Source organism: Paraburkholderia atlantica (genome assembly GCF_000092885.1).
Lineage (GTDB): Bacteria > Pseudomonadota > Gammaproteobacteria > Burkholderiales > Burkholderiaceae > Paraburkholderia > Paraburkholderia atlantica.
This window is the reverse complement of the sequence record NC_014117.1, coordinates 50125-75367: the sequence shown is the minus strand read 5'-3', so window position 1 is coordinate 75367 and position 25243 is coordinate 50125. Positions and strand designations below refer to the sequence as shown.

The 25243-nt window shown below is 64.6% G+C and carries 22 protein-coding genes and 1 pseudogene; 15 read left to right on the top strand and 8 right to left on the bottom strand.

The features are described 5' to 3' along the window. Positions 1–5 precede the first annotated feature (5 nt). The 6 genes from xerC (at position 6) to hslU (ending at position 6861) form a co-directional block, all read left to right on the top strand. On the top strand, positions 6–929 hold the full coding sequence (gene xerC / locus BC1002_RS00330; RefSeq protein WP_013088081.1) for a tyrosine recombinase XerC: 924 nt from the start codon (positions 6–8) through the stop codon (positions 927–929). Between the two features lie 61 nt (positions 930–990). Continuing rightward, positions 991–2193 carry a class I SAM-dependent rRNA methyltransferase gene (locus tag BC1002_RS00325; protein ID WP_013088080.1) on the top strand — a complete coding sequence of 401 codons (1203 nt, stop codon included), beginning with the start codon at positions 991–993 and terminating at the stop codon, positions 2191–2193. Between the two features lie 234 nt (positions 2194–2427). After that, positions 2428–3528 carry a CobW family GTP-binding protein gene (locus BC1002_RS00320; protein ID WP_041734239.1) on the top strand — a complete coding sequence of 367 codons (1101 nt, stop codon included), beginning with the start codon at positions 2428–2430 and terminating at the stop codon, positions 3526–3528. Positions 3529–4209: 681 nt separating this feature from the next. After that, a complete protein-coding gene (dksA, locus tag BC1002_RS00315) occupies positions 4210–4629 on the top strand; it encodes an RNA polymerase-binding protein DksA (protein ID WP_008923580.1) in 420 nt (139 codons plus the stop codon). Positions 4630–4968: 339 nt separating this feature from the next. Continuing rightward, the gene (hslV, locus tag BC1002_RS00310) at positions 4969–5505 is read left to right on the top strand and encodes an ATP-dependent protease subunit HslV (protein WP_013088078.1); all 537 of its coding nucleotides are present in this window, start codon (positions 4969–4971) and stop codon (positions 5503–5505) included. Positions 5506–5514: 9 nt separating this feature from the next. Further along, complete coding sequence (gene hslU, locus BC1002_RS00305) at positions 5515–6861, top strand: ATP-dependent protease ATPase subunit HslU (RefSeq protein ID WP_013088077.1); 1347 nt, start codon at positions 5515–5517, stop codon at positions 6859–6861. A gap of 91 nt (positions 6862–6952) precedes the next feature. Here hslU and BC1002_RS00300 read toward each other — a convergent pair whose 3' ends face one another. Then, the gene (locus BC1002_RS00300) at positions 6953–7495 is read right to left on the bottom strand and encodes a response regulator transcription factor (RefSeq protein WP_013088076.1); all 543 of its coding nucleotides are present in this window, start codon (positions 7493–7495) and stop codon (positions 6953–6955) included. Further along, on the bottom strand, positions 7492–8802 hold the full coding sequence (locus tag BC1002_RS00295) for an ATP-binding protein (protein ID WP_013088075.1): 1311 nt from the start codon (positions 8800–8802) through the stop codon (positions 7492–7494). The genes BC1002_RS00300 and BC1002_RS00295 overlap by 4 nt, the downstream gene beginning before the upstream one ends. Positions 8803–8928: 126 nt before the next feature. Between BC1002_RS00295 and BC1002_RS00290 the strand changes: the two are divergent. Continuing rightward, positions 8929–10561: pseudogene (locus tag BC1002_RS00290) on the top strand (tetratricopeptide repeat protein). A gap of 34 nt (positions 10562–10595) precedes the next feature. Here the strand turns inward: BC1002_RS00290 and BC1002_RS35940 are convergent. After that, complete coding sequence (locus BC1002_RS35940; RefSeq protein ID WP_083788661.1) at positions 10596–10823, bottom strand: cysteine-rich CWC family protein; 228 nt, start codon at positions 10821–10823, stop codon at positions 10596–10598. Between the two features lie 266 nt (positions 10824–11089). Here BC1002_RS35940 and argB point away from each other — a divergent pair, with 266 nt between their 5' ends. The 7 genes from argB (at position 11090) to BC1002_RS35935 (ending at position 18432) form a co-directional block, all read left to right on the top strand. Continuing rightward, the gene (argB, locus tag BC1002_RS00285) at positions 11090–11989 is read left to right on the top strand and encodes an acetylglutamate kinase (protein ID WP_013088074.1); all 900 of its coding nucleotides are present in this window, start codon (positions 11090–11092) and stop codon (positions 11987–11989) included. Between the two features lie 163 nt (positions 11990–12152). Continuing rightward, complete coding sequence (locus BC1002_RS00280) at positions 12153–12920, top strand: pyrimidine 5'-nucleotidase (protein WP_013088073.1); 768 nt, start codon at positions 12153–12155, stop codon at positions 12918–12920. 41 nt (positions 12921–12961) lie between these two features. After that, the gene (slmA, locus tag BC1002_RS00275; protein WP_013088072.1) at positions 12962–13672 is read left to right on the top strand and encodes a nucleoid occlusion factor SlmA; all 711 of its coding nucleotides are present in this window, start codon (positions 12962–12964) and stop codon (positions 13670–13672) included. 320 nt (positions 13673–13992) lie between these two features. Then, positions 13993–15138: a homoserine O-succinyltransferase MetX gene (metX, locus tag BC1002_RS00270; RefSeq protein ID WP_013088071.1), complete on the top strand. Its 1146-nt coding sequence runs from the start codon at positions 13993–13995 to the stop codon at positions 15136–15138. Beyond that, positions 15135–15743 (top strand): methionine biosynthesis protein MetW, encoded by a 609-nt coding sequence (gene metW, locus BC1002_RS00265; RefSeq protein ID WP_013088070.1) that lies wholly within the window; start codon positions 15135–15137, stop codon positions 15741–15743. The genes metX and metW overlap by 4 nt, the downstream gene beginning before the upstream one ends. Before the next feature lie 14 nt (positions 15744–15757). Next, the gene (locus tag BC1002_RS00260; protein ID WP_013088069.1) at positions 15758–17152 is read left to right on the top strand and encodes an AmpG family muropeptide MFS transporter; all 1395 of its coding nucleotides are present in this window, start codon (positions 15758–15760) and stop codon (positions 17150–17152) included. Then, positions 17134–18432: a M48 family metallopeptidase gene (locus BC1002_RS35935; protein ID WP_083788660.1), complete on the top strand. Its 1299-nt coding sequence runs from the start codon at positions 17134–17136 to the stop codon at positions 18430–18432. The genes BC1002_RS00260 and BC1002_RS35935 overlap by 19 nt, the downstream gene beginning before the upstream one ends. Before the next feature lie 61 nt (positions 18433–18493). On the opposite strand, the gene BC1002_RS00250 is transcribed toward BC1002_RS35935, so the two are convergent. From BC1002_RS00250 to gatC, 5 genes are all read right to left on the bottom strand, one after another. Next, complete coding sequence (locus tag BC1002_RS00250; protein WP_013088067.1) at positions 18494–19273, bottom strand: exodeoxyribonuclease III; 780 nt, start codon at positions 19271–19273, stop codon at positions 18494–18496. A gap of 52 nt (positions 19274–19325) precedes the next feature. Further along, positions 19326–20165, bottom strand: coding sequence for a PPK2 family polyphosphate kinase (locus BC1002_RS00245; protein WP_013088066.1), 840 nt, complete (start codon positions 20163–20165; stop codon positions 19326–19328). 109 nt (positions 20166–20274) lie between these two features. After that, complete coding sequence (gatB, locus tag BC1002_RS00240; RefSeq protein WP_013088065.1) at positions 20275–21750, bottom strand: Asp-tRNA(Asn)/Glu-tRNA(Gln) amidotransferase subunit GatB; 1476 nt, start codon at positions 21748–21750, stop codon at positions 20275–20277. A 5-nt stretch (positions 21751–21755) separates the two neighbouring features. Beyond that, positions 21756–23243, bottom strand: coding sequence for an Asp-tRNA(Asn)/Glu-tRNA(Gln) amidotransferase subunit GatA (gatA, locus tag BC1002_RS00235; protein ID WP_013088064.1), 1488 nt, complete (start codon positions 23241–23243; stop codon positions 21756–21758). A 158-nt stretch (positions 23244–23401) separates the two neighbouring features. Further along, the gene (gatC, locus tag BC1002_RS00230; RefSeq protein ID WP_013088063.1) at positions 23402–23701 is read right to left on the bottom strand and encodes an Asp-tRNA(Asn)/Glu-tRNA(Gln) amidotransferase subunit GatC; all 300 of its coding nucleotides are present in this window, start codon (positions 23699–23701) and stop codon (positions 23402–23404) included. Positions 23702–24075: 374 nt separating this feature from the next. Here gatC and BC1002_RS00225 point away from each other — a divergent pair, with 374 nt between their 5' ends. Further along, positions 24076–25119, top strand: a complete 1044-nt coding sequence (locus BC1002_RS00225; protein ID WP_004189550.1) for a rod shape-determining protein — start codon at positions 24076–24078, stop codon at positions 25117–25119. The last annotated feature ends 124 nt before the right edge of the window (positions 25120–25243 follow it).

The following is a 25243-nucleotide window of genomic DNA, read 5'->3' as shown; positions in this document are numbered from 1 at the left end:
GCACCGTGACCGCCGCCGACCCGATCGCCGCCTACCTGTCGCATCTCGAGCACGAGCGGCGGCTGTCGGAGCATACGCTGCGCGGCTATACGCATGAGCTCGCGGAACTGAAGCTGCTCGCCAAAGGCCGACCGCTCGAAAGTCTGACTGCCGTCGACATTCGTGGCGCCGTCGCGCGCGCGCATGCGGGCGGTCTCACCGCGCGGTCGATCGGCCATCGGCTGTCGGCGTGGCGCGCGTTTTATCGCTGGCTCGCGGGCCACGTCGAGCTGCCGGCCAATCCGGTCGCCGCAGTACGAGCGCCGAAGCAGGCGAAAACGCTGCCGAAGGCGCTTTCCGTCGACGACACCGCGCGCCTGATGGACAGCCCGCCCGCCGACTCCCCCGAAGGCCTGCGCGACCACGCGATGCTCGAACTGTTCTACTCATCGGGCCTGCGCCTCGCCGAACTGGTCGGCCTCGACGTGCGTTTCGCCGACGTCGACGGCTATCGCTCGGCCGGCTGGCTGAAGCTCGATTCCGGCGAAGTCGAAGTGCTCGGCAAAGGCAACCGGCGCCGCGTCGTGCCGGTGGGCAGCAAGGCGGTCGCGGCGCTGAACGCATGGCTCGCGGTGCGCGAACGGATGGTCCGCCACGATCCGCATCCGCTCTTCCTGTCGGCCCGCGGCAACCGGCTATCACCGAACGTCGTGCGCGAGCGGGTGAAGCGCGCGGCGCTCGCTGCCGGCATTCCTGCCAACGTGCATCCGCACGTGCTGCGCCATTCGTTCGCGACGCACGTGTTGCAGTCGAGCGGCGATCTGCGCGCCGTGCAGGAGCTGCTCGGCCATGCGAGCATCACCGCGACTCAGGTGTATACGGGCCTCGATTTCCAGCACCTCGCCCACGTCTACGACAGCGCGCATCCTCGCGCAAAGAAACGCAATTGATCACGCGACTGCCGCCGCGCGCCACGACGCGCCGCCTTCGCTAGTACCTGACCGACACCTGATGAATACCGTTACGCTCAAACCGTCGAAAGAAAAATCGCTGCTGCGCCGCCATCCGTGGGTCTACGCCAATGCGATCGAACATGTCGACGGCCGCCCCGCGCCCGGCGCGACCGTGCTCGTGCGCGCGCACGACGGCCGCTTTCTCGCGCGCGCCGCCTACAGCCCGCACTCACAGATCCGCGCACGCGTGTGGAGCTTCGACGAAGCCGAGCCGATCGATCACGCGTTCTTCAAGCGCCGCGTGCAGCGCGCGTTCGCGCATCGTCAGGCGATGGTGCGCGACACCGGCGCCGTGCGGCTGATCTTCGGCGAGGCGGACGGTCTGCCGGGCCTGATCGTCGATTACTACGTCGCCGAGGACGCGGGGCAGCGCAGCCAGATCGTCTGTCAGTTCATGGCGGCCGGCGTCGAGGCGTGGAAGGACGCGATCGTCGCGGCGCTGGTCGGCGCGACCGGCTGCCCGAACGTCTACGAGCGCTCGGACGTGTCGATCCGTCAGAAGGAAGGGCTCGAACAGGTAACCGGCGTGCTCGCGGGCGAGCCGCCTTCGGAGAAGCTGATCGCGAGCGAAAACGGCGTGCGCTATCACGTCGACGTACGCAACGGCCATAAGACCGGCTTCTATGTCGACCAGCGCGATAATCGCCTGCTCGTGCAGCAGTTCGCGAAAGATCGCGACGTGCTGAACTGCTTCTGCTACACCGGCGGCTTTTCGCTCGCGGCGCTCAAGGGTGGTGCGAAACGCGTGGTGTCGGTCGATTCGTCGGGTGAGGCGCTCGCGCTCGCGCAGCAGAACGTCGCGGCCAACGGCTTCGATGTCGATCGCGCGAGCTGGCTCGACGCCGACGCGTTCAAGACTCTGCGGCGCCTCTACGACGAAGGCGAGCGCTTCGACCTGATCGTGCTCGATCCGCCGAAATTCGCGCCATCGCGCGAGCATGTGGACCGTGCGTCGCGCGCGTACAAGGACATCAATCTGACGGGCCTGAAGCTGCTGCGTCCGGGCGGTTTGCTGTTCACGTACTCGTGCTCCGGCGCGATCGATCCCGAGCTGTTCCAGAAGATCGTGTCCGGCGCTGCCGCCGACGCACGCGTCGACGCACGCATCCTGAAGCGGCTGGGCGCGGGCGTCGATCATCCGCTGCTCACGGCGTTCCCCGAAGGGGAGTATCTGAAGGGCCTGCTGTTGCAAATCGCCTGACCACCCATATTTTGGAGGTCATTGCGCGTGCCGGCGGCGGCACCGGCCAGCCTCCGCGCAGCCGGCCATCAGCAGGCCGCAAGGCGGCCGCCCCTGCGCTCGCCAGGCAAATATGTTTCAATAACCGGCTGGATAGGGCCGCGCCATCTGGCTGCGGCGGCCGGCCTCACGCTTCTGGCTAGCCTTGCGCTAGCGTTCGATCACGCACCGTTTCACGACTTACAGGCGACCCACATGATTCCAGTCACCATCCTGACCGGCTTTCTCGGCAGCGGTAAAACCACCCTGCTCAAGCGCATCCTGAACGAAAAGCACGGCATGAAGATCGCCGTCATCGAGAACGAGTTCGGCGAAGAGAACATCGACAACGAGATCCTCGTGCAGGACACGACCGAGCAGATCATCCAGATGAGCAACGGCTGCATCTGCTGCACGATTCGCGGCGACCTGTCGCGCGTGCTCAACGATCTGGCCGCGAAGAAGCAGGCGGGCGAAGTGGACTTCGACCGTGTCGTCATCGAAACCACCGGCCTCGCGAATCCGGGCCCGGTCGCGCAAACTTTCTTCATGGACGATCAGATCGCCAGCGACTTCCTGCTCGACGCGATCATCACGCTGGTCGACGCGAAGCATGCGGACCGTCAGCTCGACGAGCACGAAGTGGTGCAGCGCCAGGTCGGTTTCGCCGACCGCCTGTTCATCACGAAGGCCGATCTCGTCGACGAGCGGCACGTGGGCGATCTGCGCCACCGTCTGCTGCACATGAACCCGAAGGCGGCGATCAGGGTCGTCAATTTCGGCGAAGCGGACATCAAGGAAATTTTCGATCTGCGCGGCTTCAACCTGAACTCGAAGCTCGAAATCGACCCTGACTTCCTCGCCGAAGACGAACACGCGCACAGCCACGCGCATGCGCACGACGAACACGGCCACGCGCACGGCGACCATGATCACGATCACGCGAACTGCGATCACGACCATGGCCATTGCGATCACGAAGGCCACGATCATGGACATCACCACCATGCGCATCACGACGACAAGATCAAGTCGTTCGTGTACCGCAGCGATCGTCCGTTCGATCCGAACAAGCTTGAGGACTTCCTCGGCGGCATCCTGCAGATCTACGGCGAGCACCTGCTGCGCTATAAGGGCGTGCTGTACATGAAGGGTGTCGATCGCAAGGTCGTGTTCCAGGGCGTGCATCAAATGATGGGCAGCGACCTCGCCGCGAAATGGCAACCGGCCGAGAAGAAGACCAACAAGATGGTGTTCATCGGCATCGAACTGCCGCGCGACCTGATCACCGACGGTCTCGACGCCTGCCTCGCCTGAGCGGGCGCAGCGCCATCACACAACCAAACCCCCTCGAAGGCCCACGACATGCCGCGCAGCGCGGCATGCGTCGTGCTACTTCTGTTGCGCCGAGACGCCCGAGGCCGACTGCGCGGGTGTGAATCCTCTGCAGAAACTGCGACGCCGCGGCGCCGAGATCGTGCGAATGCCGGCCATATGAAAAACGCGTGAAAACCCTGCTGTATTAAAGCGTGCACGACCATCGCTTTTTGGCTGTGTGCGCGTTATATTTTCGAGATATCGCTGCGCCGCGGGCAGATTTTCAGCAGTTGCGGTGCCGGATTGTGATTCAGTTACAATACGTGCCCACTGGAGAATGACAACGAATTGCCCGGTCGCGCGTATCCCGCGACGGGCCTGAAACGGCGCCGGAAAATCTTGTCCGGGGACACGCCGAAAACGTCGGCGGGCATGGCCTGAAAGGGCACGCGCTTGTCGGCGAGCGATGCCTCAGGAGCATGTGTGAATCGGTTTCCAGAGGAGTTCGGCCCCGCAGCGGCGTAGCTAGCAACGCCCGGTGTGTGTGGGCGCCAGGCGCTTCGGCGTCACGACAGTGCAACGTTCGTGGCCCACTGCGCCGCGCGTCCGCGCGACGCGTTTGCGGGCAATACGAAAGTGCGGGCACTATGAGTTTTGCCTCACATTGAAGAAGTAAGCCAGATGACGACGAAACGACTCTTGACCGAAGCCGAAATCCTGAAGATGAGCGACAAGGATTACATGAATGAGGATCAGCTCGCCTTCTTCAAGAACAGGCTCGAACAGTTGCAGGCGGACATTCTCCGCAATGCCGGCCAGACGACCGAGAACCTGCGTGAAACGGTCATCGTGCCGGACCCGGCCGATCGCGCCACGATCGAGGAAGAGCATGCGCTCGAACTGCGCACGCGCGACCGCGAACGCAAGCTGCTGAAGAAAGTGCAGCAATCGATCGCGCGCATCGAGGCGGGCGACTACGGCTGGTGCGAAGAAACCGGCGAGCCGATCGGCATTCCGCGTCTGCTCGCACGGCCCACGGCTACGCTGTCGCTCGAAGCACAAGAGCGCCGCGAACTGCGCCAGAAGCTGTTCGGCGACTGATTAGCTGAGGCGCGGCTTCGGCTTGGCGCCCTGAAAACGCTGCTTCGTCGAGAGGCGCACGGTGAACCGTGCGCCTTTTCTTTTTGCGCGACATCCGCGCAAGCTCCGCCATCCCTCGCGTCCCGCCACCCCTTCCCGCCTCGTTTCTCAGGCTTCCTGAGCGGATTTCCCGTTTTTCGCCCTATGCCTTCCAGCGGATCTTGATATGACCGCGCCCGCCCTAAAATAGATCGGACATGCGCTCACGAGCGCGCCAGCCGGCGCGCCGTCCGCTGACTGGATTCATGCGGCAGCACGCAGCGCTGCCGCGTCCTACCCGTTTTGCAAAGAGGAACGCATATGGAGCAATTTCACGGCACGACCATCGTTTCCGTGCGCCGCGGCAACAAGGTGGCGCTCGGCGGCGACGGCCAGGTAACGCTCGGCAACATCGTCATGAAAGGCGGCGCGAAGAAGGTCCGGCGCATCTATAACGGCAAGGTGCTGGTCGGCTTCGCCGGCGGCACGGCGGATGCCTTCTCGCTGCTCGACCGCTTCGAGGCGAAGCTCGAAAAGCATCAGGGCAATCTGACGCGCGCGGCCGTGGAGCTCGCGAAAGACTGGCGCACCGACCGCATGCTGCGTCGTCTCGAAGCGATGCTGATCACCGCGGACGCGACCACCACGCTCGTCATCACCGGCAACGGTGACGTGCTCGATCCCGAAGGCGGCATTTGCGCGATCGGCTCGGGCGGTGCGTACGCGCAGGCGGCCGCGAAGGCGCTTGCCGACAACACCGAGCTGTCGCCGCGCGACATCGTGGAGAAATCGCTGGAAATCGCCGGCGACATGTGCATCTACACGAACCATAACCGCGTCATTGAGACGATCGAGTAAGGACCATCGATGAGCACCATGACCCCCGCCGAGATCGTCTCCGAGCTCGACAAGCACATCATCGGCCAAGGCCGCGCGAAGAAAGCCGTGGCCGTCGCGCTGCGCAACCGCTGGCGCCGTCAGCAGGTCGACGAACCGCTGCGCCAGGAAATCACCCCGAAGAACATCCTGATGATAGGACCGACCGGCGTCGGCAAGACCGAAATCGCGCGGCGTCTCGCGAAGCTCGCGGACGCGCCGTTCATCAAGATCGAAGCGACCAAGTTCACCGAAGTCGGCTACGTGGGCCGCGACGTGGACAGCATCGTGCGCGACCTGATCGAAATTTCGGTCAAGCAGACCCGCGAAACCGAAATGCGCAAAGTGCGGACCAAGGCCGGCGATCTGGCCGAAGACCGAATCCTCGACATTCTGCTGCCGACCGCACGGCCGGTCGGCTTCGGTTCGAGCACGAGCTCGACCGATACCGCCGACGAAGGCAGCACGACGCGTCAGACGTTCCGCAAGCGCCTGCGCGAAGGTCAGCTCGACGACAAGGAAATCGAGCTCGACGTCGAGCAGCCGCAGGTCGGCATGGACATCATGGGGCCGCCGGGCATGGAAGACATGACCGAGCAGATCCGCTCGATGTTCGCCAACATCGGCGGCGGCAAGAAGACGCGCCGCAAGATGAAGGTCAAGGAAGCGCTCAAGGTGCTCACCGACGAAGAAGCCGGCAAGATGCTGAACGACGAAGAGGTGAAGTCCAAGGCGGTGCAGAACGTCGAGCAGAACGGCATCGTGTTCCTCGACGAAATCGACAAGATCGCGTCGCGCAACGAAGCGGGCGGCGGCGAAGTGTCCCGTCAGGGCGTGCAGCGCGATCTGCTGCCGCTCGTCGAGGGCACGACGATCAACACCAAGTACGGCATGGTAAAGACCGATCACATCCTGTTCATCGCGAGCGGCGCGTTCCATCTCGCGAAGCCGAGCGATCTGATTCCCGAGCTGCAGGGGCGCTTCCCGATTCGCGTCGAACTCGATTCGCTGTCGGTCAACGACTTCGAATCGATCCTCGTGTCGACGGATGCGAGCCTCGTCAAGCAATACCAGGCCCTGCTCGCAACCGAAGACGTGCACCTCGAATTCGCCGACGACGGTATCCGCCGTCTTGCCGAGATCGCGTACTCGGTCAACGAGAAGACCGAGAATATCGGCGCGCGGCGTCTTTATACGGTCATCGAAAAGCTGCTCGAGGAAGTATCGTTCTCGGCCGGCAATCATTCGGGCCGTACAGTGCAGATCGACGCGGCGTACGTCGATCGCGCGTTGAACGAAGTGGCGGAAGACGAGGATTTGTCACGCTACGTGCTGTGATATGCGCTGTCACGGCGCCAAGCGCTGATGCATAAAAACGGGCTGCCTTCGCATAGGCAGCCCGTTTTGTTTCGTGCCGCCCGATCGCGGGCTACTGCCTCACCGGCCGCTTCGCCAGCTTGCGCTGCAACGTGCGCCGATGCATGTTCAACGCGCGCGCGGTCGCAGAGATATTGCCGTTGTGTTCGGCCAGCACACGCTGGATATGCTCCCATTCGAGCCGCGCCACCGACAGCGGCTGCGGATGTTCGATCGCCTCCTCGGCCTGCAACGCGCTCGCCTCGCTTTGCAGCGCCGACAGGATCGTCTCGACGTTGGCGGGCTTCGCGAGATAGTTGTCGGCGCCGTCTTTGACCGCCTGCACCGCGGTGGCGATGCTCGCGTAGCCGGTCAGCACCAGCATGCGCGCATCGGGCTGCAGATCGCGTAACGGTGCGACGAGCGTCAGGCCAGAGTCGTTGCCCAGATGCAGGTCCACGGTGATCTCGCTGAACTTCTGCTGATTCGCGAGCCGGATCGCCTCGTCCGCGTTGTGCGCTTCGCTCACCGTGTAGCCGCGCCGCGTCAAGCCGCGCGCCAGGATGCCGGAGAACACTTCGTCGTCGTCGATCACCAGAAAATTCTTTTCGCTCATGCCTGTTTCTCCGTGTTGGATGGCGCGGCGCCTTGCGGGCTCGCTCCGGAAATCTTGCGCGCGCCGAGCGGCAGTCGCAGCACCGCACGCGTGCCCCGCGGCCGGCCGCCGTTGGCGTCGGTCAGCTCGATCGATCCCTTCAGACGCGCCGCCGCCGAAAACGCCAGATACAGGCCGACGCCGTGACCGCCCTGCGTGCTCTCCACGGGCATCGTGCCGAGCGAGCCGCGCAGCGCGACCGGAATGCCGGGACCGTGGTCGCATACTTCGAACTCTATCTGGTCGCCGCGTGGTGCGAGCGTGCAGGACAGCGTCACGTGATCGCGGCTCGCGCGCGCGGCGTTGTCGAGCAGGATCGTCAGTATCTGGCTGACGGCCACCGTGTCGTTGAGACTGACATCGGCGGGCGGCGTGCCGAGCCGCTCGAACTTTACGTGCGGATGGCGCAGACGCCATTGCTCGGCAAACGATTCGAGCCATTCGTCGACCGGCTGACGGTTCGTCGTGGTCGTCGCGCGGCTGCGCAAGCGCGCGAGCGCCGACGTGCACAGCGTCATCTGCTGCTCGAGCAGTTCGAGATCGGCGCGGTAGGGCGCGAGTCCCGCGTCGGTGCGCGCCGCGTCGCGCAATTCCTCTGACAACATCGCGATTGTAGACAGAGGGGTGCCGATTTCGTGTGCCACGGTGGCCGCCTGAACACCGAGCGCGACCGCCCGTTCGTCCTGGAGCAAGCGCTGCTGCGCTTCTCCAAGCGCTGCGTCACGTAGCCGCAGTGCCCGCGACATGCGCGCGACGAACCACGCGATCAGCCCCACGCTGACCATGAAGTTGACCCACATGCCCGAGCGATAGTAGTCGAACAGGTTGGCGGGATTCTCGAGATTGAGCGGCACCGAATCGAAACTGAGCATCGCGTAGCAGGCGACCGCGAACGCCGCGAGCCAGGCCATCAGATACCACGGCAGCACGGCCGCCGCGATCGCGAGCGATGGCAGGTAAAGCGACACGAACGGGTTGGTGGTGCCGCCGGACAGGAACAGCAGCGCCGACAACGCGCCGAGATCGACCCAGATCTGCCCGAACAGCTCGATGTTGGACTCGGGACGCTGCTGCGACACGCGAAACCATGTGAGCGCATTGAACAGCACTTCGAGCCCGATCACGAGCAGCATCGCGGGCAACGGCAGATTGGCGCCGATGAAGATCTGCACGAACGCGATCGTCAACAGCTGACCGATGATCGCGAGGCTGCGCAGCCAGAACAGGTGACCGAGATTGACGCGGCCGGTGTTGGTTATACGTTGCATGACCCTGGTCTATCCGTTCGGACCCGCCTGGCTGACCAGGCGGCCGAGTGCCGGTAACATGACTGTGTTCGAAATAGCATCGCACGCCGCCAGGCTGCATCGACGACAGTTCCACGCCATCCCTTCATGCCGCCCACCGCGATTCGCGAAGCCGACGCTTCGTCCGCATACCTGACTTTACTGCGCGATGCCGCCGCCGCCCGAGCCAGCGGCGCCACGGCGGACGAAGCCCGTTACCTCCACGCTGCGGCCAAACTGCATCCGCTCGACGGCGCCTCGCTCGACGCGCTGATGGCCGCATGGCTCGCGCAACAGCGCCAAGCGGAGGCGATCGAACTCGCCGCCATTATTGCCCAACTCGATGCGGGGAGCGCCGTCGCGCACTTCCGCGCCGGCTACGCGCTGCAAATGGCCGGCCGGCATGCCGACGCGATCGCTCCGTATCGTCGCGCGCTGGCGCTCGATCCGGCGCTGCCGCAGCTACGCAACAATCTCGCGAGCGCGCTGACGCTTACCGACGGCGATCTGAGCGAACAGCTCGCGCTGCTCGAAGCCGCGATTCGCGATGCCCCCGACGACGGCAACGCGTGGATCAACCTCGCCAACGCGTATCGCCAGAGTCTGGACCTGCCCCACGCGCTCGAAGCCGGCGCGCAGGCCCTGCAGCGCGCGCCTGGCAGTCCGCTCGCTTACAACAACTATGCGCTGACGTTACGTGAAGCGCAACGCTGGGACGACGCCGAACAGGCCGCCACGACGGCCTGCGAGCTCGCTCCGCAGAACCCGGCGATGCGCTCGAACCTCGGCATGCTGCAACTCTTGCGCGGTCGATACGCCGAAGGGTGGGCGTCGCACGAGGCGCGCTGGGACGGCTCGAAGGAACTGGGCGGCAGCCGTCCCGTGATGCCGGCGCCGATCTGGCGCGGCGAGCCGCTTGCCGGCAAGACGCTGCTCGTATGGGGCGAACAGGGAATGGGCGACGTGGCAGTTCAGCCGCTACATCCCGATGCTGGCAGAGCGTGTGCATCGCGAGGGCGGCCGCGTCGTGTGGAATTCGTTTCCGCAGATGGGCGCGCTGCTCGCGCGCAGCCTCGGCGCTCATGTCGACGGTTTCTCGTCCGGCGGCGGCGTCGAATCGCTACCGCCGATGGACTATGAAATTCCGCTGCAGAGCTTGCCGCTGATCTTCGAGACCCGCGAAGAGACCATCCCAGCCGCGCCCTACCTGTTCGCCGATGTGACCGCGCGCGAAGTGTGGCGCAAGCGTCTTGCTAGCGGAGGCCGCCTGAAGGTGGGCCTCGCGTGGACAGGTAGCCGCGGGCATCAGCGCAACCCGTTTCGCAGCGTCGGCTGGCAGCGCTATGCCGCGCATTTCGCCGGTATCGACAACGTCACGTTCTACTCGCTGCAGCCGGGTGCGGCCGCCGAGGTCGCCGCCGCCCACGCGGCTGGCCTGCAGATGATCGATCACACTGCGAGCCTCGCAACCTTCGACGACACCGCCGCCTTTGTCAGCGCGCTCGACCTCGTGATCACCGTATGCACATCGGTCGCACATCTTAGCGGCGCGCTCGGTCAGCGCACGTGGGTGCTGCTCGACGTCAATCCGCATTGGGTCTGGTTGCTGGAGCGCGGCGACAGCCCGTGGTATCCGAGCGCCACGTTGTATCGGCAGCCGCGGTTCGGCGAATGGGAGCCGGCGCTGGGAGCAGTGGCGCGCGATCTGCGGGTGCTGGCGGCGCAGCATCGCGGCGCCTAGGCGGGTTCAGATCTGCCGTTGGCAAACGCAGCGATTACGGCCGTTCAACGCCACTCGCCTCGCGTGTCGCCTGGGCAATCTCCGCGGCGAGACATTCCGGGCACAAGCACCGGCCGCCCGGCTTCAGCCGCTCCGCCGGCAGCGGCGGCAGGGCACGGCACCAGCACGGAGATGATGTCTCGCCCTGCATGCCGCAGTCGAAGGCATTGCCGCAGCGCGGACAGCGCGCGCTGCGCCCGGAACGGGTAGAAGACGATTTCATTGCGGATGGGCGGGAAGGGCCGGGGACATCGGTCAGATCATGATGCCATGACTGACACGCTTAGGTGCAGTCGTCCGTTCTGCCAATGCACGGCCGTTACGCAAGTGCGTTACGCTTGCTGTTTGTCCCGCCCCCGTGACCCGTCATGGTGCAGTACGCCAAGCCTGCACCGCCCGTCGTTGCGCAGCTGCCGAAAACCCTGTTGCAGCGCGCCAGTCCTGTACAATTCGCGCTGTTTTAACTGTTCCGTGCCCGAGCCTGCCGCCATGTCCGAGCTTCCCGACCTCTCGCAGATTGCGCCCACCCTGAAAGCCGAAATTCTGGCCGAGGCGCTGCCCTACATCCGCCAGTATCACGGCAAGACCGTGGTCATCAAATACGGCGGCAACGCCATGACCGAAGAGCGTCTGAAGCAGGGCTTCGCGCGCGACGTGATTCTGCTGAAGCTGGTCGGCATCAACCCGGTCATCGTGCACGGCGGTGGTCCGCAAATCGACCAGGCGCTTAAGAAAATCGGCAAACAGGGCACGTTCATCCAGGGCATGCGCGTCACCGACGAAGAGACGATGGAAGTCGTCGAATGGGTGCTCGGCGGCGAGGTGCAGCAGGACATCGTGATGCTGATCAACCACTTCGGCGGCCACGCGGTCGGCCTGACCGGCAAGGACGGCGGCCTGATCCACGCGCGCAAGATGCTGATGCCGGATCGCGAAAAGCCGGGCCAGTACGTCGACATCGGCCAGGTCGGCGAAGTCGAAGCGATCAACCCGGCGGTCGTGAAGGCACTGCAGGACGACGCGTTCATTCCGGTGATCTCGCCGATCGGCTTCGGCGAAGACGGCCTGTCGTACAACATCAACGCAGACCTCGTCGCGGGCAAGCTGGCGGTCGTGCTGAACGCCGAAAAGCTCGTAATGATGACCAACATCCCCGGCGTGATGGACAAGGAAGGCAATCTGCTGACCGACCTGTCGGCGCGCGAAATCGACGGCCTGTTCGAAGACGGCACGATCTCCGGCGGCATGCTGCCGAAAATCTCGTCCGCGCTCGATGCGGCGAAGAGCGGCGTGCGCTCGGTGCACATCATCGACGGTCGCATCGAGCATTCGGTGCTGCTCGAAATTCTGACCGAACAGCCGTTCGGCACAATGATCCGCTCGCATTGAGCGTTGCGGCATTCCCGGCACAGGGGTTGCGCCACTACGGCGCTACGCCTGTGCCGCACCTCGCGGCCGGCAGTCAATGCGCGCCGCCGAGCGTCGATGCGGCACACTCTGCGCATCCGCATCCGCAGCATGAAACGCCCGTCAGCGGCTGAAGATCTCCACCATGCGCACCCCCACTTCGCGGCGCCGCCGTCCCGACATCGCGAGCGGCAAGCCAGTCTGGCTGTTCGATCTCGACAACACGCTGCATCACGCGTCGCACGCCATTTTTCCCGCGATCAATCGCGGCATGACCCAGTACATCATCGACGCGCTGCAAGTCGACACCGACGAAGCCAACCGTCTGCGCACCGGCTACACGCTGCGCTACGGCGCAGCCCTGCTCGGTCTCACGCGCCATCATCCGCTCGACGCGCACGACTTCCTGAAGGTCGTGCACACGTTCCCCGACCTCGGCTCGATGATCCGCCACGAGCGCGGCGTCGCGCGGCTGGTCGCGGCGCTCCCGGGCCGCAAGATCGTGCTGACCAATGCGCCCGAAACCTACGCGCGCGCGGTGCTCGCCGAGTTGCGTATCGAGCGGCTGTTCGAGCGCGTGATCGCGATCGAGCACATGCGCGATCGCCGCCAATGGCGCGCGAAGCCCGATCACGCAATGCTGCGCCGCGCGATGCGCGACGCGCAGGTGTCGCTGAAAGACGCGATCCTCGTCGAGGACACGCGCTCGCACCTGAAGAACTATCGGCGGCTCGGCATCCGCACCGTGTGGATCACCGGGCACCTGCCGCGCAAGCCGCACGCGGACGGCGTGCCGACGCGCCTGCCGGGCACCGGCCGGCCGCATTATGTCGACCGCAGCATTCGTTCGCTAAAATCGCTACGACTGGGCACGCGCTCGGTTCGATGGAAGGGACGCAAGCCGGGACCGTAAGGACGAAAGCCGCCAACGACACCAGCCGGGGGACGACAGCCATGCAGCCGATCGACAAGCCTGACGAAGCCTCAGCCGCAGCCTCCCCCGCGGCACCCGCCGCGACACGCGCAACGCGTCCGAAGCCGGGCGAGCGTCGCGTGCACATCCTGCAGGCGCTCGCCAGCATGCTCGAGGCGCCGAAGAGCGAAAAGGTCACGACGGCCGCGCTCGCCGCCCGGCTCGGTGTGTCGGAAGCCGCGCTATACCGCCATTTCGCCAGCAAGGCGCAGATGTTCGAAGGGCTGATCGAGTTCATCGAGCAGACGCTGTTCGGGCTCATCAACCAGATTACCGGTCACGAAAACAACGGCGTGCTGCAAGCCCGCTCGATCGCGCTGATGCTGCTCAACTTCCCCGCGAAAAATCCCGGCATGACGCGCGTGCTGACCTGCGAGGCGCTGGTCGGCGAGCACGAACGGCTGACGGAGCGCGTGAACCAGATGCTCGAACGGGTCGAGGCATCGCTGAAGCAATGCTTGCGGCTCGCGCAGACAGAAGCGCTTGCCCGTGCAGACAACCACCCTACGGACACACCCGATTCGCAGACCGCGCCGCAAACCACCACACTGCCCGCCGGCTACGATCCCGCGATTCGGGCGAGCCTGCTGGTGAGCTACGTGATCGGCCGCTGGCATCGCTATGTGCGCAGCGGTTTCGCGCGGTCGCCCGCCGAACACGCGGACGAGCAACTGCTGCTGATTCTTCAGTAGTCCCCGCGGACTCGCACGCTTCCCGCGGCACCGTCCGCGCCGCTGCCGCGTGGGATTTTCCGCTATACTTTGCGCCTGATACCGCCGCGGTCCTACGATGCATAACAGACCGCGCCAAGGCATCCGGAACACGTTGCCCCCGGTTTCACACCCTTTCACGCGCCGATTTGCTGACTCGATTGCGGGCGCGCGAACCTTGGGCCTTAGGCCCGCGGTTCACTATAAATGCGGCTAAAGAGGTCGTCAGCTGCGCACACCGCCCTTCTCCTCGTGCTTCGCCGACGCCGTTTAGCCGCCCTGTTGACTCAATGGCGGAATGAATGGACTCCATCGGCATCGTCGCTCCCCAAAAAATGCATTTCACCGAGCCGCTGCGATTGCGCAACGGCAGCTCGCTCGCAGGCTACGACCTGATGGTCGAGACCTACGGCACGCTCAATGCCGCGCACAGCAATGCGGTGCTCGTATGCCACGCGCTGAACGCATCGCATCACGTGGCGGGCGTGTATGCCGACAATCCGAAGGACATCGGCTGGTGGGACAACATGGTGGGCCCGGGCAAGCCGCTCGATACCGACAAATTTTTCGTGATCGGCGTGAACAACCTCGGCTCCTGCTTCGGCTCGACCGGGCCGATGAGCATCGACCCGGCCACCGGTAAGCCGTATGGCGCGACGTTTCCGGTCGTCACCGTCGAAGACTGGGTCAACGCGCAAGCGCGCGTCGCCGACGCGTTCGGCATCACGCGCTTCGCCGCGGTGATGGGCGGCAGCCTCGGCGGCATGCAGGCGCTCGCATGGAGCATGATGTATCCGGAGCGAATCGCGCATTGCATCGTGATCGCATCGACGCCGAAGCTGTCCGCGCAGAACATCGCGTTCAACGAGGTCGCGCGCTCCGCGATCCTGTCGGACCCCGACTTCCACGGCGGCAACTACTACGCGCACGGCGTGAAGCCGAAGCGCGGCCTGCGCGTCGCGCGGATGATCGGCCACATCACGTATCTGTCGGACGACGACATGGCCGAGAAATTCGGCCGCTCGCTGCGTCGCGCGGAAGGCGCGCTCGATGACTACAACTTCAGCTTCGACGTCGAATTCGAAGTGGAATCGTATCTGCGCTATCAGGGCGACAAGTTCGCCGACTACTTCGACGCGAACACCTACCTGCTGATCACGCGCGCGCTCGACTACTTCGATCCGGCCAAGGCCTTCGACGGCGACCTGACCGCCGCGCTCGAGCACACCACCGCGAAGTATCTGATCGCGAGCTTCTCGACCGACTGGCGTTTCGCGCCGGCTCGCTCGCGCGAACTGGTGAAGGCGCTGCTCGACCACAAGCGCACGGTCACCTACGCGGAGATCGACGCACCGCACGGCCACGACGCCTTCCTGCTCGACGACGCGCGCTATCACAACCTGCTGCGCGCCTACTACGAACGCATTGCAAACGAGGTCAACGCATGAACCAGCGAGCACTTGATTACCTGGCATCGCGCCCGGACTTCCGCGCGATCGCCCGCTGGGTCGAACCGCGCGCGACCGTGCTGGATCTCGGCTGCGGCGACGGCTCGCTGCTGTCGCTGCTGAACGAGGAACTGGAGGTGCAGGGCTACGGCATCGAGATCAACGACGCCGGCGTGCTCGCCGCGACGCAGAACGGCGTCAACGTGATCCAGCAGAATCTCGAAGACGGCCTGCGCCTGTTCGAAGACGGCAGCTTCGATTTCGCGGTGCTGTCGCAGACGCTGCAGACCATTCATCAGACCGCGGCGATCCTGCGCGAGACGGTGCGCGTCGGCAAGCAATGCATCGTGTCGTTTCCGAATTTCGGCTACTGGGCGCATCGGCTGTCGGTGCTGCAGGGGCGCATGCCGGTGTCGAAGTCGCTGCCTTATCAATGGCACAACACGCCGAACGTGCGCGTGCTGACGATCAAGGACTTCGAAGCGCTCGCGCCCGAAGTCGGCATCGAAATTCTCGATCGTGTCGTGCTGCACGACGGACAGGTGGTGCGGTGGGGCGTGAACTGGCGTGGTAGTCTTGCGGTCTATCGCGTCAAGAAAAGCTAACCTCAGTTATCCACATGTCGAACCCGCCGCACGAGGCGCCCGCACTTACCGCTCACGAAGAACATCCCGGCTGGCGCGCGTTTTTGAATACGCGCATGCTGATTTGCGTCTTTCTCGGCTTCACGTCGGGATTGCCGCTGTTTACGCTCGTCTACCTCGTGCAGGCGTGGCTGCGCTCGGAAGGCGTCAATCTGAAGGAAATCGGCCTGTTCGCGCTGATCCAGTTTCCGTACACCTGGAAATTCGTCTGGGCACCGCTGATGGACCGCTACGTGCCGCGCGTGCCCGGTTGGCGGCCCGGTCGACGGCGCGGCTGGATGCTGGTCACGCAATTGCTCGTGGCCGGCGCGATGGCGACGCTCGGCTTCGTGTCACCGCGCGAATCGATCTGGAGTGTCGCCGCGCTGACCGCTCTGGTCGCATTCTTCGGCGCGAGCTCCGACATCGTCATCGACGCGTACCGGCGTGAATTGCTCAGCGACACGCAGCAGGGCCTCGGCAACGCGGTGCACGTGAACGCGTACAAGATCGCGGCGCTCGTGCCCGGTTCGCTCGCGCTGATTTTGTCCGATCATCTGCCGTGGAGCACGGTGTTCATCGTGACGGCCGCGTTCATGCTGCCGGGCGTTCTGATGACGCTGGTCGTGCGCGAACCCGAGGTGCACGGCCAGCCGCCGAAGAATCTGCGCGAGGCGATCGTCGAGCCGTTCAGGGAATTCATTCAGCGCGACGGCTGGCGCGGTGCCCTCTTCGTGCTCGGCTTCATCTTTCTCTACAAGCTCGGCGATACGATGGCGACCACGCTGTCCACGTCGTTCTTCCTCGACATTGGTTTTTCGCGCACGCAGATCGGCGTGATCGCGAAGACCACGGCATTCGGCGCGAGTCTCGCGGGCGGCATCATCGGCGGCATCTGGCTGATGAGAATCGGCATCGGCCGCGGCTTGTGGATCTTCGGTTTGCTGCAGATGGTGTCGACGCTCGGCTTCGCGTGGCTCGCGCATCTCGGCCCGGATTCGCCCGGACTCGCCGCGATTTACAACATCGCCGTCGCCCTGAGCCAAGGGACGACGAAGCTGCTGTCGTTGGTCGGCATCGACTGGAGCGTGCAGCTCGATCCGCGCTCGGTCGCGCTCGCGCTCGTGTACGGCTTCGAGACCTTCGCCACTGGTCTGACGATGGCCGCATTCACCGCATATATCGCGAGCACCACCGATCCGCGCTACACCGCGACGCAGTTCGCGCTGTTCACGAGCCTCGCGTCGGTGCCGCGCACGCTCGCGTCGGCGGCGAGCGGCTTTGTGGTCGCGCGGATCGGCTGGTTCGACTACTTCATCCTCTGTACCGCGCTCGCGGTGCCAGGCATGCTGCTGCTGGTGCGTATCGCGCCGTGGAGGGACCGGTCGTGAAAGTACCGTTTCCGACCCGCGCGCGCCGCACCGCACTCAGCGCCGTAGGCGTGCTCGGCTGCGCGAGCGTCGCGCTGGCGATGCCGATGGGCGCCCATGCGGCCGGCACGCCGGCGACCGGCGCGAGCCCGGTGAGCGGCGCGCAAGCGCCCGCGCCGGCCGCCGCCGCCGCGACCACCAGCGGTGCGACAGCCAACCCGGCCCCGACGCCTGCGGCCAAGACCGCGACAAGCGGCGCCAGCGCGGAAAACGCGACTTCGGCCGCGGCCGGCAACAGCGGCACCGGCGGCGGCAACCCCGGCGCGAATAACAGCATCGGCGCCAACGCTCTGAGTTCGCCCAGCGCTAGCGGCAGCGCGCCGAGCGCCGCTGCCTCCGGCTCCACGCCGCAGTCCGCGCAGCCGCCCGCCGCCGCCAAAGCGCCCGCCGGCGCGTCGGCCCCCGCGGCCGTCCCGCCGCCCTACTACGTGAGCCCGCAACTGCGCTACGGCGGCTACATGGTGTTTCGCAACCTGATCCCGTCGTCGATGCTCGAGGCGCAGGCCGCCGAGGAGTTCAGCCAGATCGTCTACGGTGCCAGCCACGCGAACCGTCTGTACGGCGACACGGACGCGCGCGTGACGCGCGTGCGCTCGATCATCGACCGGATGATTCCGTACTCGCTGAAATGGAACGAGCGAGCCAAGGGCTGGAAGTGGGAAGTCGCGGTGGTGCGCTCGAACGACATCCGCATGTACTGCCTGCCGGGCGGCAAGATCGTCGTCTACAGCGGCATACTCGATCGCGTGCGCCTGAACGACAACGAGGTCGCTATGCTGATTGGCCACGAGATCGCGCACGCGTTGCGCGAGCACGCGCGCATGCGGCTCGGTCAGTTGCAGGCGAGCCAGCTCGATTCGTCCGGCACGATCCCGCAACTGTTCGGCCTCGCCGATCTGGGCATGGCGCCGCTCGGCATCGGTTCGCGTCTGCTGGAAATGAAGTATGAGAGCACCGACGAAACCGAAGCCGACGTGATCGGCAGCGATATCGCGTCGCGCGCCGGCTTCGATCCGCGCTCGGCGGTCACGCTGTGGGACAAGCTCGCGCAGGCGACGCGCGGCAATCGCGAGCAGGGCTTCATCTACGTGCACCCGTTCACAGCGGCGCGCCGCGACGACATCATCAAGCGGCTGCCGGACATGCTGTCGCTGTACGCGAAGGCAATCGGCAGGAGCGTCGACGAATTGCCCGATTACGCGGGCATCGGCCGGCCGACCCGCAAGACGGCGCGCGACTGACGCCCCGCCTCTATCGACCGCTAGCGGGCCACGGCGTTGCAACGCGCCGCGGCCGGTAGGCTTACTTTTTGACCTTGTGGTCGTAGTCGACGGTCAGCGGCGCATGGTCGCTGAACTTGATGTCGCGGAACACGTCGGTGCGCTTCGCCTTGCTTGCGATGCCCGGCGTCGCGATCTGGTAATCGATCCGCCACCCGACGTTCTTCGCATACGCCTGACCGCGATTGCTCCACCACGTGTACTGCTCGGGCCGCTGGTCGAGCGTGCGGAACACATCCACATAGCCGACTTCGTCGAACAGTTTGTCGAGCCACGCGCGCTCTTCGGGCAGGCAGCCCGAATTCTTCTGGTTGCTCTTCCAGTTCTTGATGTCGATCTCCTTGTGCACGATGTTCACGTCGCCGCACACGATCACCTCGCGTTCCTTCGCCAGCTCGGCGAGATGCGGCATGAACTCGTCCATGAAGCGGAACTTGGCCTGCTGGCGCTCGTCGCCGCTCGACCCCGACGGCACGTACACCGAAACCACCGACAACTTACCGAAACGCAGCTCGACATAACGCCCTTCCGGATCGAACTCCTCGCTGCCGAAGCCGATCACCACTTCGTCCGGCTCATGACGCGTATAGACGCCCGCGCCGCTATAACCCTTCTTCACCGCATGCTGAAAATAGCCGGTGAAATCGTGCGGCGCCATGAACTCCGGCGTCATGTCGTCTTGCGAGCATTTGATTTCCTGCACGCACAGCACGTCGGCTCCCTGTTCGCCGAACCATTCGAAAAAGCCCTTCTTCGCCGCCGAGCGGATGCCATTGAGGTTGGCGGTAATCACACGCAACATGTCGTTCCTCTTTTGTTCGATTCGTTTCTAAAGCCAAAGGGCGAGGCCGCGTTCACTCGACCTTGACGCCCTTCAGCGATTCCTTGGCTGGCGGATATTCGAGCTTCAGCTCATTGAGCGTGCGCAGCAGCAGTTCGGCGACCATCACGTTGCGATGCGTCTTCGAGTCGGCCGGAATCACGTACCACGGCGCGTATTCGGTCGACGTCGCAGCCAGCGCGTCGCGATACGCGTTCTGGTACGCGTCCCACTGCTTGCGCGCTTCCAGATCCGACACCTCGAATTTCCAGTGCTTCAGCGGGTCGTCGATGCGCTCCTGCAAACGCACACGCTGCTCGTCCTTCGAAATGTGCAGCATGCACTTGAGGATCGTCGCGCCGCTGTAGGCGAGCAACTGCTCGAACTGACGGATGTGGCAGCAGCGCTGCTGGAACGCGTCGGCGTCGAGTTCGCCCTGCACGGTCGGCACGAGCAGGTCTTCGTAGTGACTGCGATTGAAGATCGTCAGCTCGCCGGCCGCGGGTGCCTGCGAATGCACGCGCCACAGGAAGTCGTGCGCGAGTTCGACGGGCGTCGGCGCCTTGAACGGCACGATGCGCAAACCGAGCGGGTCGACTTCGTGAAACACCGCGCGGATCGTGCCGTCCTTGCCGCTCGTGTCCATGCCTTGCAGCACCAGCAGAACGCGGCGCTTGCGCTGCGCGTGCAGCCGCTCCTGCAGGTTGTCGAGCAGCAGGCCCACTTCCGACAAACGTGCGCGGTCCGCGTCTTTCGAACCGCTCGAAAACGGCTTCGCCTTCGGATCGAAATGGTCGAGCGAGAAGTGGTTTCTTTTCTTGCCGTCGTCGAAGTACGGCACGCGGAAATCGTCGAGATCGGGATGCTTTGTCATGCACACACTCCGTGGGAGTCCGCAAAATAAAACGGGCCGTTGCCCTGCTTCGATCCGGCAACGGCCCGTGTGACACGGGCGTGATCACGCCCGGCCGCGGCACTTCAACTCAGGACAACTTCTTCTTCAGCAATTCATTGACCTGAGCAGGGTTGGCCTTACCCTTGGTTGCCTTCATCGCCTGGCCGATCAGCGCGTTGAACGCCTTTTCCTTGCCGGCACGATATTCGTCGACCGACTTCTGGTTCGCGGCGAGCACTTCGTCGATGATCGCTTCGAGCGCGCCGGTGTCCGAAATTTGCTTCAGGCCCTTCGCCTCGATGATCCGATCGGCGGCGGCTTCGTCGGTGGCCTTCTCTTCCCAGATCGCGAGGAAGATTTCCTTCGCGATCTTGTTCGAGATCGTGCCGTCGGCAATGCGCTGCAGCACCAGTGCGAGCTGCGCGGCCGAGACCGGGCACGCGGCGATGTCGAGGCCTTCGCGATTGAGCTGCGACGACACTTCGCCCATCACCCAGTTCGCCGCGACCTTCGCGTTAGCCTCACCGGCCTTCGCGACCACCGCTTCGTAGTAAGCGGCCGTCGCCTTGCTCGAGGTCAGCACGTTCGCGTCGTACGGCGTGAGGCCGTACTGCGACACGAAGCGCCGCTGGATCGCTTCCGGCAGCTCCGGCATCTCGCTCCTCACGCGCTCGACCCACGCGGCGTCGATCATGAGCGGCATCAGGTCGGGGTCGGGGAAATAGCGGTAGTCGTGCGCGTCTTCCTTGCTGCGCATCGAGCGCGTTTCGCGCTTGTCCGGATCGTACAGACGCGTTTCCTGCACCACCGTGCCACCGTCTTCGATCAGCTCGATCTGACGACGCACTTCGTACTGGATCGCTTCTTCGAGGAAGCGGAACGAGTTCAGGTTCTTGATCTCGGCGCGCGTGCCGAATTCTTTCTGGCCGAGCGGACGCACCGACACGTTCGCATCGCAGCGGAACGAGCCCTCCTGCATATTGCCGTCGCAAATCCCGAGCCACACGACGAGCGTGTGCAGCGACTTCGCGTAGGCAACGGCCTCGGCCGCGCTGCGCATTTCCGGCTCGGTGACGATTTCGAGCAGCGGCGTGCCGGCACGATTCAGGTCGATGCCGGTCATGCCAGCGAAGTCTTCGTGCAGCGACTTGCCGGCGTCTTCCTCGAGGTGAGCGCGCGTCAGATTGATGGTTTTCTCGTACGCTTCCTTGCCCGCCTTTTCATTGGCCGGCACCTGGATCGTCACCTGACCGCCCTGCACGACCGGGATTTCGTACTGGCTGATCTGATAGCCCTTCGGCAGATCGGGGTAGAAGTAATTCTTGCGCGCGAAGATGCTGCGCGGCGCAACCGTTGCACCGATCGCGAGGCCGAATTGAATGGCGCGTTCGACCGCGCCGCGGTTCATCACCGGCAGCGTGCCGGGCAAGGCCAGATCGACGGGGCTTGCCTGCGTGTTCGGTGCGGCGCCGAATTGCGTCGCGGTGCCCGAGAAGATTTTCGAATGCGTCGACAACTGCGTGTGGGTCTCCAGACCGATCACGACTTCCCATTGTTTGGTCATGGTGCTCACACTCCTGCCGGTGCCTGACGGTGCCAGTCGGTCGCGCGCTGGAAGGCGTCGGCCACCTGCAGCATCCGGGCTTCATTGAAATAGTTGCCGATGATCTGCAGACCGACCGGACGCTGCGCATTCGCGCCCGCGCCGAAACCGCACGGTACGCTCATGCCCGGCAGGCCGGCAAGACTCACCGACAGCGTGTAGATGTCGGCCAGATACATCTGCACCGGATCGTCGCCCTTGGCGCCGATGTCCCACGCCACCGACGGCGCGACCGGTCCCATGATCACGTCGCACTGCTTGAACGCTTCCTGGAAGTCCTGCGCGATGATGCGGCGGATCTTCTGCGCCTGCAGGTAGTACGCGTCGTAGTAGCCGTGCGACAACACGTAGGTGCCGACCAGAATGCGGCGCTTCACTTCCGGGCCGAAACCTTCGGCGCGCGACTTCTTGTACATGTCGAGCAGATCGCGGTACTCGGCCGCGCGGTGGCCGAAGCGCACGCCGTCGAAACGCGACAGGTTCGACGAGGCTTCGGCCGGCGCGATCACGTAGTAGACCGGGATCGACAGTTCGGTTTTCGGCAGCGACACCTCGACGAGCGTCGCGCCGAGCGCTTCGTACTGCTTCAACGCGGCGTCGATCGACGCACGCACTTCGTCGGCGAGACCGGCGCCGAAGTACTCCTTCGGCAGGCCGATGCGCAGGCCGGCGAGCGGTTTCTCTGCGCCGCCGTCACGCCACGACTTGCCGAGGTAGCGCGTGTAGTCCTCGGGCTCGTGCGAGAGGCTCGTCGAGTCACGCTCGTCGAAGCCGGCCATCGCATTGAGCAGCGTCGCGCAGTCCGCGGCGCTTTGCGCCATTGGGCCGCCCTGATCGAGCGAGGATGCGAACGCGATCATGCCGTAGCGCGACACGCGGCCGTACGTCGGCTTGATGCCGGTGATGCCCGAGAACGACGCCGGCTGACGGATCGAGCCGCCGGTGTCGGTACCGGTCGCGGCGGGCGCGAGGCGCGCGGCCACGGCGGCCGCCGAGCCGCCCGACGAACCGCCCGGCACGGCCTTGCGGTCCCACGGATTCTGCACGGCGCCAAAGTACGAATTCTCGTTGGACGAGCCCATCGCGAACTCGTCCATGTTGGTCTTGCCCACGCACACCATGCCGGCATTCTGCAGACGCGCGACCACGGTCGCGTCGAACGGGCTTTCGTAGTTCGCGAGCATCTTCGAGCCGGCGGTGGAGCGCCAGCCCTTCGTGACGAACACGTCCTTGTGCGCGATCGGCAGGCCGACGAGCGGGCCGGCGTGGCCGGTGTGCAGCAGCGCGTCGGCGGCTTTCGCCTGCGCGAGCGTCAGTTCGGGATCGACCTGAATGAACGCGTTCAGGCTGTTGGCCGCGTCGATCCGCTTCAGGTAAAGCTGCGCCAGTTCGACTGCGGAGCATTCCTTGGCCGCGAGCGCGGCGCGCAGTTCGGTCAAACTTTTTTCATGCATTGCGTTTTATCCTGGAAAGCGCGGCAGCGTGGTCACGCTGCCGTGGAGGCGTTCGGTTGCCCGTCGGCAGACCGGCCGGTAAGGTTCGCGGCGACGCCGCGCGACTGCGGCACGAAAGGCTCGCGCCGACGCCAGCCCGGGAGTCTGCCCGGCGGGTCTTATTCGATCACCTTCGGCACGAGGTACAAGCCGTCCTGAACGGCCGGCGCGGGGCGCTGAAAAGCCTCGCGCTCGACCGTCTCGGTGACGGCGTCGTCACGCAGACGCAGCGCGACGTCTTCGATCTGCTCGATCGGGTGAGCAAGCGGCGCGATGCCGGTGGTATCGACCGCCTGCATCTGCTCGACGAGGCCGAAAAAATCATTGAGCTGGGCACGCGTGTGCTCGGCGTCGGAATCGGCCAGTTCGAGCCGCGCGAGATGCGCGATGCGTTTTACATCGGTCAGGGTCAGAGCCATGCAGTCACCGGAAAGGGTGGAATGTCACAACAGTTAAAAAAGTCGCGCTGTAACAGCGGGTTACGACAAGATAGGAGAATCTAAAAAAAGGAGCGGCAACGGCAAAATGTACGCTCCGTTTCCTTCAAAACATCCAAAATTATAAGGTATCATTACGCGTTCGACCCAAACCCGGACCGACTTACCAAGGCCTTACGGACAATTCAAAGAGCGTCCGGCGTTTTCCGCCCTGGCTTTGCAACGGCCTCCGGTAGACTCCCCCGCGGCTTCAAGTTCATGTGGCGTCGCTACCGCCCGGTTGAAGCTGTTATTTATTCCGCTGCCGCCCTACGCATACGGTGCGAGGCCCGGCCCCCAGCGAGACAGGATTTTGAATGTTCGGTTTTTTGCGCAGCTACTTCTCCAACGATCTTGCGATTGACCTCGGCACCGCCAACACGCTTATCTACATGCGCGGCAAGGGCATCGTTCTCGACGAACCGTCGGTCGTGTCGATCCGCCAGGAAGGCGGCCCGAACGGCAAGAAGACCATTCAGGCAGTCGGCAAGGAAGCCAAGCAGATGCTAGGCAAGGTGCCGGGCAACATCGAGGCGATCCGCCCGATGAAAGACGGCGTGATCGCCGACTTCACCGTCACCGAGCAGATGATCAAGCAGTTCATCAAGACTGCTCACGAGTCGCGCATGTTCTCGCCGTCGCCACGCATCATCATCTGCGTGCCGTGCGGTTCGACCCAGGTCGAGCGTCGCGCGATCAAGGAAGCCGCGCATGGCGCGGGCGCCTCGCAGGTGTACCTGATCGAAGAGCCGATGGCCGCCGCGATCGGCGCGGGCCTGCCGGTGTCGGAAGCAACGGGTTCGATGGTCGTCGACATCGGCGGCGGCACGACCGAAGTCGGCGTGATCTCGCTCGGCGGCATCGTGTACAAGGGCTCGGTGCGCGTCGGCGGTGACAAATTCGACGAAGCGATCGTCAATTACATCCGCCGCAACTACGGCATGCTGATCGGCGAGCAAACCGCCGAAGCCATCAAGAAGGAAATCGGCTCCGCGTTCCCGGGCTCCGAAGTCAAGGAAATGGAAGTGAAGGGCCGCAATCTGTCGGAAGGCATTCCGCGCAGCTTCACGATTTCCAGCAACGAAATCCTCGAGGCGCTGACCGATCCGCTGAACCAGATCGTGTCGTCGGTGAAGATCGCACTGGAACAAACGCCGCCGGAACTCGGCGCGGACATCGCCGAGCGCGGCATGATGCTGACCGGCGGTGGCGCGCTACTGCGCGATCTCGATCGCCTGCTCGCCGAAGAAACCGGCCTGCCGGTGCTCGTCGCCGAAGATCCGCTGACCTGCGTCGTGCGCGGCTCGGGCATGGCGCTCGAGCGCATGGACAAGCTCGGCAGCATCTTCTCGTACGAGTAAGCGAGCCTTCCTCCCATGTCAGTAGCGCGGATCTGGCACACGGCCCCTTGCGGGCCGCTTTGTCTTTGGCTGGTCCGACCAGCCTCCGCGCGCTGACCGCGCTTGCCTAGCGCGCCGCCGTCTC